The following is a 7,000-nucleotide window of genomic DNA, read 5'->3' as shown; positions in this document are numbered from 1 at the left end:
TCGATGCCAGCCTGAGTTGCCGCGCACCGTTCGAGGTCACGCCCGTGCGGGCGGTGCGGGACGCGAGCTTCACCACGCACGCCCTGTCCCCGCAGGCGCTGATGCAGGTGTTTCGCGAGCTGCGGGGCGAGGAGCCGCCGCCTTGCACGCTGCTGGCGATTCGTGGCGAGCGTTTCGAACTCGGCGAGCCGCCCAGCCCCAGCGCACTGGCCCACCTGGGTGCCGCGCTGCAGTGGGCCCAGGCCTGGCTGGCTGCGCCGACGCTCTAGCCCGCGGCCAGCGTGTTGGGTTGCAGCGTGATGCCGTCGATGTTGAGGGCATTGGCAAATTGTAGGGGTGCCGACGGCTATCAGTGACCCGCCAGAGGCTGACAACGGGCATCTGTATACTGGCGCGCAGGAACAACCTGACCATGCGGACGCCCAATAGCATGGCAATTCTGGAAGACCAACGCCACTCTCGACGTTAAGACCCACATGACTTCGACGTTCCTTCCGCGGCACTCCCTCAAAACCAGAATCACACTGACCACGCTGGCCATTTTCTTGCTGGGTTTCTGGTCGCTGTCGTACTACGCCAGTCAGATGTTGCGCAAGGACATGCAGCGACTGCTGGGCGAACAGCAGTTCTCGACGGTTTCTATTTTGGCCGCGGAGATCAATCAGGCGCTGGATGATCGCATGAGGGCGCTGGAAAAAATGGCCGGAACGGCTGCCCCGGCCATTCTGGGTAATACGACGGCATTGCAGACTTTCCTGGAAGTGCGCCCGGTTCTTCAAGGGCTGTTCAACGCCGGCGTCATCGCTTACCGGCTTGATGGCACGGTGCTGGCCGAGGTTCCATTTTCGGTACGGCGAACCGGGGTCAATGACAGGGACACTGATGCCGTAGCCGCTGCGCTCAAGGAAGGAAAATCGACGATCAACCGCCCGGTCATGGGCGACAAGCTGCACGAAGCGGTTTTCAGCATGACGGTGCCCATTCGCGATGCGCAGGGCACAGTGGTCGGTGCCCTGGCGGGGGTGAACGACCTGGGCAAGCCCAATTTTCTGGACCGGATTGCGGGTGGCATTTACGGCAAGACCGGTGGCTATGTGCTGGTCGCAACGCAGTACCGGCTGATTGTCAGCGCGACCGACAAAAGCCGCGCCATGGAAATGCTCCCGGCCCCCGGCATCAACCCCTTGCTCGACCGTTATGTTCAGGGTTATGAGGGTTCTTCCGTTTTGGTCAACCCCGTGGGTGTGGAAGTACTTGCCTCGGGCAAGCGGGTGCCGGTGGCGGCTTGGTTCCTGGCCGCCGTACTGCCGACCGCTGAAGCCTTTGCCCCGATTCGCGCCATGCAACAGCGCATGCTGCTGGCCACGATCTCCCTCACCCTGCTGGCCGGTGGTCTGATCTGGTGGATGCTAAGGCGCCAACTGGCGCCGATGCTGGCGGCCGCGAGAAGTCTGACCATCCTGTCGGATACCCAGCAGCCCTCGCAACCCTTGCCCATCGACAGACAGGATGAAATCGGTCAACTGATAGGCGGCTTCAATCGCTTGCTGGAAACCCTGGGGCAGCGGGAGGCGTTGCTCAAGCAAATCCTTGATACGTCCAGCGTCGCCATCTTTATGGTCGATAAGGCCGGGCGTATCACGCAGGCCAACCGGCGCATGGCCGAGATGTTTGGCTGGTCTCTCGATGCGCTCGAAGGGCTTGAGTATGTGGCCCTGGTTCATCCGTCGGAACGCGAGCTCGGGCGCCAGGAGATGCTGGCCTTGTTGGCCAGCGCGATTGAGTCCGTCGATTTGGAGCGGCTTTATTGGCGCGCCGACCACACCGAGTTCTGGGGGCACCTGACGGGCCAGCGTTTCATTGATGCCAGCGGAGAGGAGCGCGGGCTCGTCGGCGTGATCGCTGACATCACCGATCACAAGCAAGCCGAGAAGTACGAACAATTCCGAAGTCGTATTTTGGAACTGCTGGTTGGCGGTGAGGCACTCCCCGGCATTCTGGAAGCCATTGTGCTGGGCGTGGAGCAACTCCATCCGGCAACGCTTTGCAGCATCCTGGTGCTCGATAGTGAAGGCCGGCATCTTCGCCTGGGTGCGGCGCCCAGCCTGCCTGATTTCTACAACGCGGCCATCGACGGTGTTGAAATTGGCCTGGGGGTGGGCTCTTGTGGAACGGCCGCCTTTACCGGCGAGCGCGTCATCGTTGACGATATCACGACGCATCCCTATTGGGCGCCCTACAAAGAACTCGCGGCCAGCGCCGGCTTGGGCGCCTGCTGGTCGCAGCCGATTCGCGCCACATCGGGCCAGGTGATTGGCACCTTTGCCATCTATCACCGGGAAGTGCACACGCCTGGCCCATCCGACCTCGCCACCATCGAGCAATCCGCTCATCTGGCCAGCATCGCCATTGAAAGAAGTGTGGCGGAAAAGAAGCTTCGAGACAGTGAGGCCCACTACCGCCTGCTGACCGAGGATGTCTCTGATGTGGTCTGGAAGCAGGACAGCAACCATCGTTTTACCTATATCAGCCCGGCGGACGAGCGGCTGCGCGGTTACCGGGCTGATGAGCTGATCGGCCACCATGTTTCCGAACAGTTCACCGCGGACGGGGTCGTCGCCCTGACGGAAAAACTGCGGCAGCGGCAAGACGCCGAACAGCGCGGATTGAAGACCGGCACCGCGACCTTCGAGGGCCAACAACGCTGCAAGGACGGCCGACAGATATGGACGGAAATTCTCTCCACCCCCGAGCGTGACGCGCACGGCACGATTACCGGGTACCACGGTATCAGCCGGGACATCACGGCGCGCAAGCAAGCCGACGCGGCGCTTCGCATCGCCGCCACTGCCTTCGAGTCGCAAGAAGGCATATTTGTCACCGATGCCGCCAGAGTGATCCTGAAGGTCAACCAGGCGTTCACCGAGATCACCGGCTACACAGCGCAAGAAGCCGTCGGCCACAATCCGCGCCTGTTCAGTGCGGGTCGCCACGATGCCGCTTTCTATGCGGCCATGACGCACAGCATCGAGCGTAGTGGCATGTGGCGCGGCGAAATCTGGAACCGACGCAAGAACGGCGAGGTCTATCCCGAATGGCTCACCATCACCGCCGTAAAAGATGATACCGGCCTGACGACCCATTACGTTGCCACCTTCAGCGACATCACGTCGAGTAAGACGGCGGAGGACGAGATCAAGAATCTGGCCTTCTTTGACCCCTTGACCCACCTACCCAACCGGCGGCTCCTGATGGACCGGCTGGAACAAGCGATGGCCGCGGGCGCCCGTCACCAGCGCAAAGGGGCGCTGCTGTTTGTCGATCTCGATGACTTCAAGACCCTCAACGACACACTCGGCCACGACAAGGGCGACCTTTTGCTGCAGCAGGTCGCCAAGCGCCTGAGCACCTGCATCCGCGAAGGCGACACCGTGGCCCGTCTCGGGGGTGACGAATTCGTGGTGATGCTGGAAGATCTGAGTGAGAACGCGCTGGATGCCGCGACCCAGGCCGAGGCGGTGGGTGAAAAAATTCTCGTCGCGCTCAATCAGACCTACCAGCTCGCCAGTTATGCGCATCACAGCACCCCCAGTATCGGCGTCACCCTGTTCGCCGACCATCAAGAAAGCATCGATGAGCCGATGAAGAGGGCCGATCTGGCCATGTACCAGGCCAAGGCCGCGGGCCGCAACACCTTGCGTTTCTTTGACCCACAGATGCAGGCCGTGGTCACGGCCCGTGCCGTGCTGGAGACGGGCTTGCGTGAGGCTGTTCTGAAGAACCAGTTTCTGCTTCATTACCAGGCCCAGGTGACCGGTGAACACCAGTTGACGGGCGTTGAAGCGCTGGTCCGCTGGCAGCATCCGCAACGCGGCATCGTGTCGCCGGCCGAGTTCATTCCCCTGGCCGAGGAAACCGGGCTGATCTTGCCATTGGGTCGCTGGGTGCTGGAGGCCGCCTGCGCCCAATTGACGCTATGGGCTGTCCGGGCGGACATGGCCCATCTCACGGTTGCGGTGAATGTCAGCGCCCGTCAGTTTCACCAGCGCGATTTTGTCGATCAGGTGCTGGCGGTGCTGGCGCTGACCGGCGCCAACCCGTACCGGCTCAAGCTGGAGTTGACGGAGAGCTTGCTGGTCTCCAATGTGGAGGACGTCATCGCCAAGATGAACGCCCTGAAGGAAAAAGGCGTTGGCTTCTCGCTGGACGACTTTGGCACGGGTTATTCGTCACTCTCTTACCTGAAGCGACTGCCGCTGGATCAACTCAAGATCGACCAGGGTTTCGTCAGGGACATCCTGGTCGACCCGAACGAGGCCGCCATTGCCAAGATGGTCGTGGCCCTGGCTGATAGTTTGGGGCTGGCGGTCATCGCGGAAGGCGTGGAAACCGAGGCCCAGCGGAACTTCCTGGCCGGCCAGGGTTGCCACGCCTATCAAGGGTACGTGTTTAGCCGCCCGCTGCCGTTGCAGGAGTTTGAGGCGCTTGTGATGCGGACTTGACGCTGGCGCTATGCATTCGAAAAAAATGAACTAAAGCTTCAATTCGATTGAACCTGTTTGCACGAGTTGAGCTCTAAACTTTGCCCCATTCGAGGGCTTGACTTCATTGAATCAATTTCAAGATTGTCAATAGCAGCCCTCTTTTTACCCGGCATTTAGCCACTCCAAGGAAGCTCCACCATGTCATGCACCGTTAATTTTCGCCGCACCCTGTCTTCTGCCCTCGCGCTCGCCAGCCTGGTCCTGTCCGGCGTGGCCTTTGCGGCCGCCCCAGTGGCAGGCAATTACAAGATCGACCCGGTTCACTCGGTCGCTTATTTCGAAATCGGTCATGCTGGTGGCATCAGCCGTTTCATGGGTCGCTTCAACGACATGGCCGGCGACCTCGTCGTTGACGTGCCTGAAAAGAGCCACATCAAAGTGGAAGTCAAGGTCGACAGCATCGATACCCGAAGCGAAGCGCTGAACAAGCACATCAAGAGCCCTGACTTCTTCAACGCCGTCCAGTTTCCGACCCTGAACTTCGTCTCAACCGCGGTGACGCTCAGCCCGGCTGGAGATGGTAGTGTCAGCGGCAATCTCACGATGCATGGCGTCACCAAGCCCGTGACGTTCAAACTGAAGCAGATTGGCAGCGGCCTGGGCATGAAGGGTGAAGCCCGTGTCGGTTATGTCGCCACCTCGACCATCAAGCGCAGCGACTTCGGCATGACCTACGGCATTCCGCAGGCGACCACTGACGAACTCGACCTGCACATCAACATCGAAGCAGCCAAGCAATAAGCGAACTGCAGGCGGCCCGCCCGAGGGTCGCCTGTTGCTTGTCGTCCCAGGAACCGGCCATGCCCAATCCGTCATTTGTCATCCCCCTGTTTTTGCAGAGTGCACTGCTGCCCTTTGTTCTGGCATTGGCGGCGCTGCTGATGCTGCGCACGCCGCGCCTGGCCCGGCTGGCGCCACTGGTGGCGGTGTCCTTGGGTTTTCTGGCCTCCTATGTCGCGGTTTACCATGCGCAATGGTCTTTTTCGCCGCAGCAGTCGCTTGACTGGTTGCCATGGATCGTGTTGCTCGGCAGTGCCGGGGTGGTGGCCACGGAAAATGCCGGATCAGCCGCCATGCGCCAGGTCGGTCGCCTGGCCATTTCCGTCGGCTGCGCCGCACTGGTCGCGTGGCCGGCGCTTGCCAGCGGCGGTTTGCCCAAGGCCGTGCTCCCGATTGCCGCCACCGCGCTGCTCATGTGGGCTGCCTGGACCTACCTCGGTGCCACGGTGAAACAGCGGCCGACGCCCGCGCCCGTGCTGGCCGTGGTGGCTGGCGGCGCGGCCCTGGCCTTGATGCTCGACGCCAGCCAGGTGATCGGGCAGCTCAGCGGTGCCCTGGCCATGACGCTGGTCGCCTGCCTGGCATTCAATATGCCACGCCTGCGAACGGTGTTTTCCGGGACCGCAACCGGCTTGGCGGTCCTGCTGCTGGGGATGCTGCTGGCCAACGCTTATTTTTATGCCGGCTTCGCGCTCGGCTATGTGCTGCTGCTGGTGGGCGGCCTGCTGGCCGATCCGCTGGTGGCAGGGATCAACCGTCTGCGCCAGCGGCACGGTGGCGTGGGTTCGTGGGTATTGACTGGCGCCTTGGCCGCGATTCCCGTGCTCACCACGGTTGGCCTGGCCATCCGGGCCGCCCAGGCGTCAGGCGGCTACTAAACCGTCAACCGCTCGGGCCCGCATTGCGGGTCCGAGCGGTTTATCTACCTTAGCCCAGCAAGCTGTCGGCGCTCACATAGGGGTAGCCCAGGGCCAGGGCCACCGCTTCATACGTGACGTGGCCATGGGCCACGTTCAAGCCGTTCTTCAGGTGCGGGTTGTCTTTGAGGGCCTGCTTCCAGCCCTTGTCGGCCAGCGCGACGGCGTGGCCAATGGTGGCGTTGTTGAGCGCAAAGGTGGAGGTGCGGGCCACGGCGCCGGGCATGTTGGCGACGCAGTAATGCACCACGCCATCCACCACAAAAGTGGGCTCGGTGTGGGTGGTGGCGTGCGAGGTCTCGAAGCAGCCACCCTGGTCAATCGCCACGTCAACCACCACGGCGCCGTTTTTCATGCGCGAGATCATGCTGCGCGTCACCAGCTTTGGCGCCGCGGCGCCCGGGATCAGCACGCCGCCGATGACGAGATCGGCATCGAGTACCGCATCTTCCACGCTTTGCGCGTTGGAATACACGGTGTTGATGCGGTTGCCAAAGACCAGATCGAGCTGGCGCAGACGGTCCACGCTTTTGTCCAGCACCGTCACCCGCGCGCCCATACCGACCGCCATTTGCAGTGCGTGCGTGCCCACGACACCGGCACCAATGATCACCACATGCGCTGCGGGCACACCGGGCACGCCGCCCAGCAACACGCCCATGCCGCCCTTGGATTTTTCCAGATGCGCGGCACCGGCCTGCACGGCCATGCGACCGGCCACTTCGCTCATGGGCGCCAGCAGCGGCAGACCGCCGCCGG

General features: G+C 62.2%; 4 protein-coding genes and 1 pseudogene. 4 read left to right on the top strand and 1 reads right to left on the bottom strand.

Annotated features, from left to right (window positions below; all coding sequences use genetic code 11):
* From B3V69_RS09080 to B3V69_RS09065, 4 genes and pseudogenes are all read left to right on the top strand, one after another.
* Positions 1-269: pseudogene (locus B3V69_RS09080) on the top strand (Ni/Fe hydrogenase); the annotation flags it as partial.
* A 207-nt stretch (positions 270-476) separates the two neighbouring features.
* A complete protein-coding gene (locus B3V69_RS09075) occupies positions 477-4,502 on the top strand; it encodes an EAL domain-containing protein (protein ID WP_296445802.1) in 4,026 nt (1,341 codons plus the stop codon).
* A 180-nt stretch (positions 4,503-4,682) separates the two neighbouring features.
* Positions 4,683-5,285, top strand: coding sequence for a YceI family protein (locus B3V69_RS09070; protein WP_296445800.1), 603 nt, complete (start codon positions 4,683-4,685; stop codon positions 5,283-5,285).
* Positions 5,286-5,344: 59 nt separating this feature from the next.
* Positions 5,345-6,202: a hypothetical protein gene (locus tag B3V69_RS09065; RefSeq protein ID WP_296445798.1), complete on the top strand. Its 858-nt coding sequence runs from the start codon at positions 5,345-5,347 to the stop codon at positions 6,200-6,202.
* A 49-nt stretch (positions 6,203-6,251) separates the two neighbouring features.
* On the opposite strand, the gene B3V69_RS09060 is transcribed toward B3V69_RS09065, so the two are convergent.
* Positions 6,252-7,000, bottom strand: a 749-nt coding sequence (locus B3V69_RS09060) for an alanine dehydrogenase (RefSeq protein WP_296445796.1), incomplete at its 5' end; no start/stop codon positions are given.

The organism is Rhodoferax sp. UBA5149 (genome assembly GCF_002413825.1).
Taxonomy (GTDB): Bacteria; Pseudomonadota; Gammaproteobacteria; order Burkholderiales; family Burkholderiaceae_C; genus Rhodoferax.
This window is presented reverse-complemented; position numbering and strand designations above follow the sequence as displayed.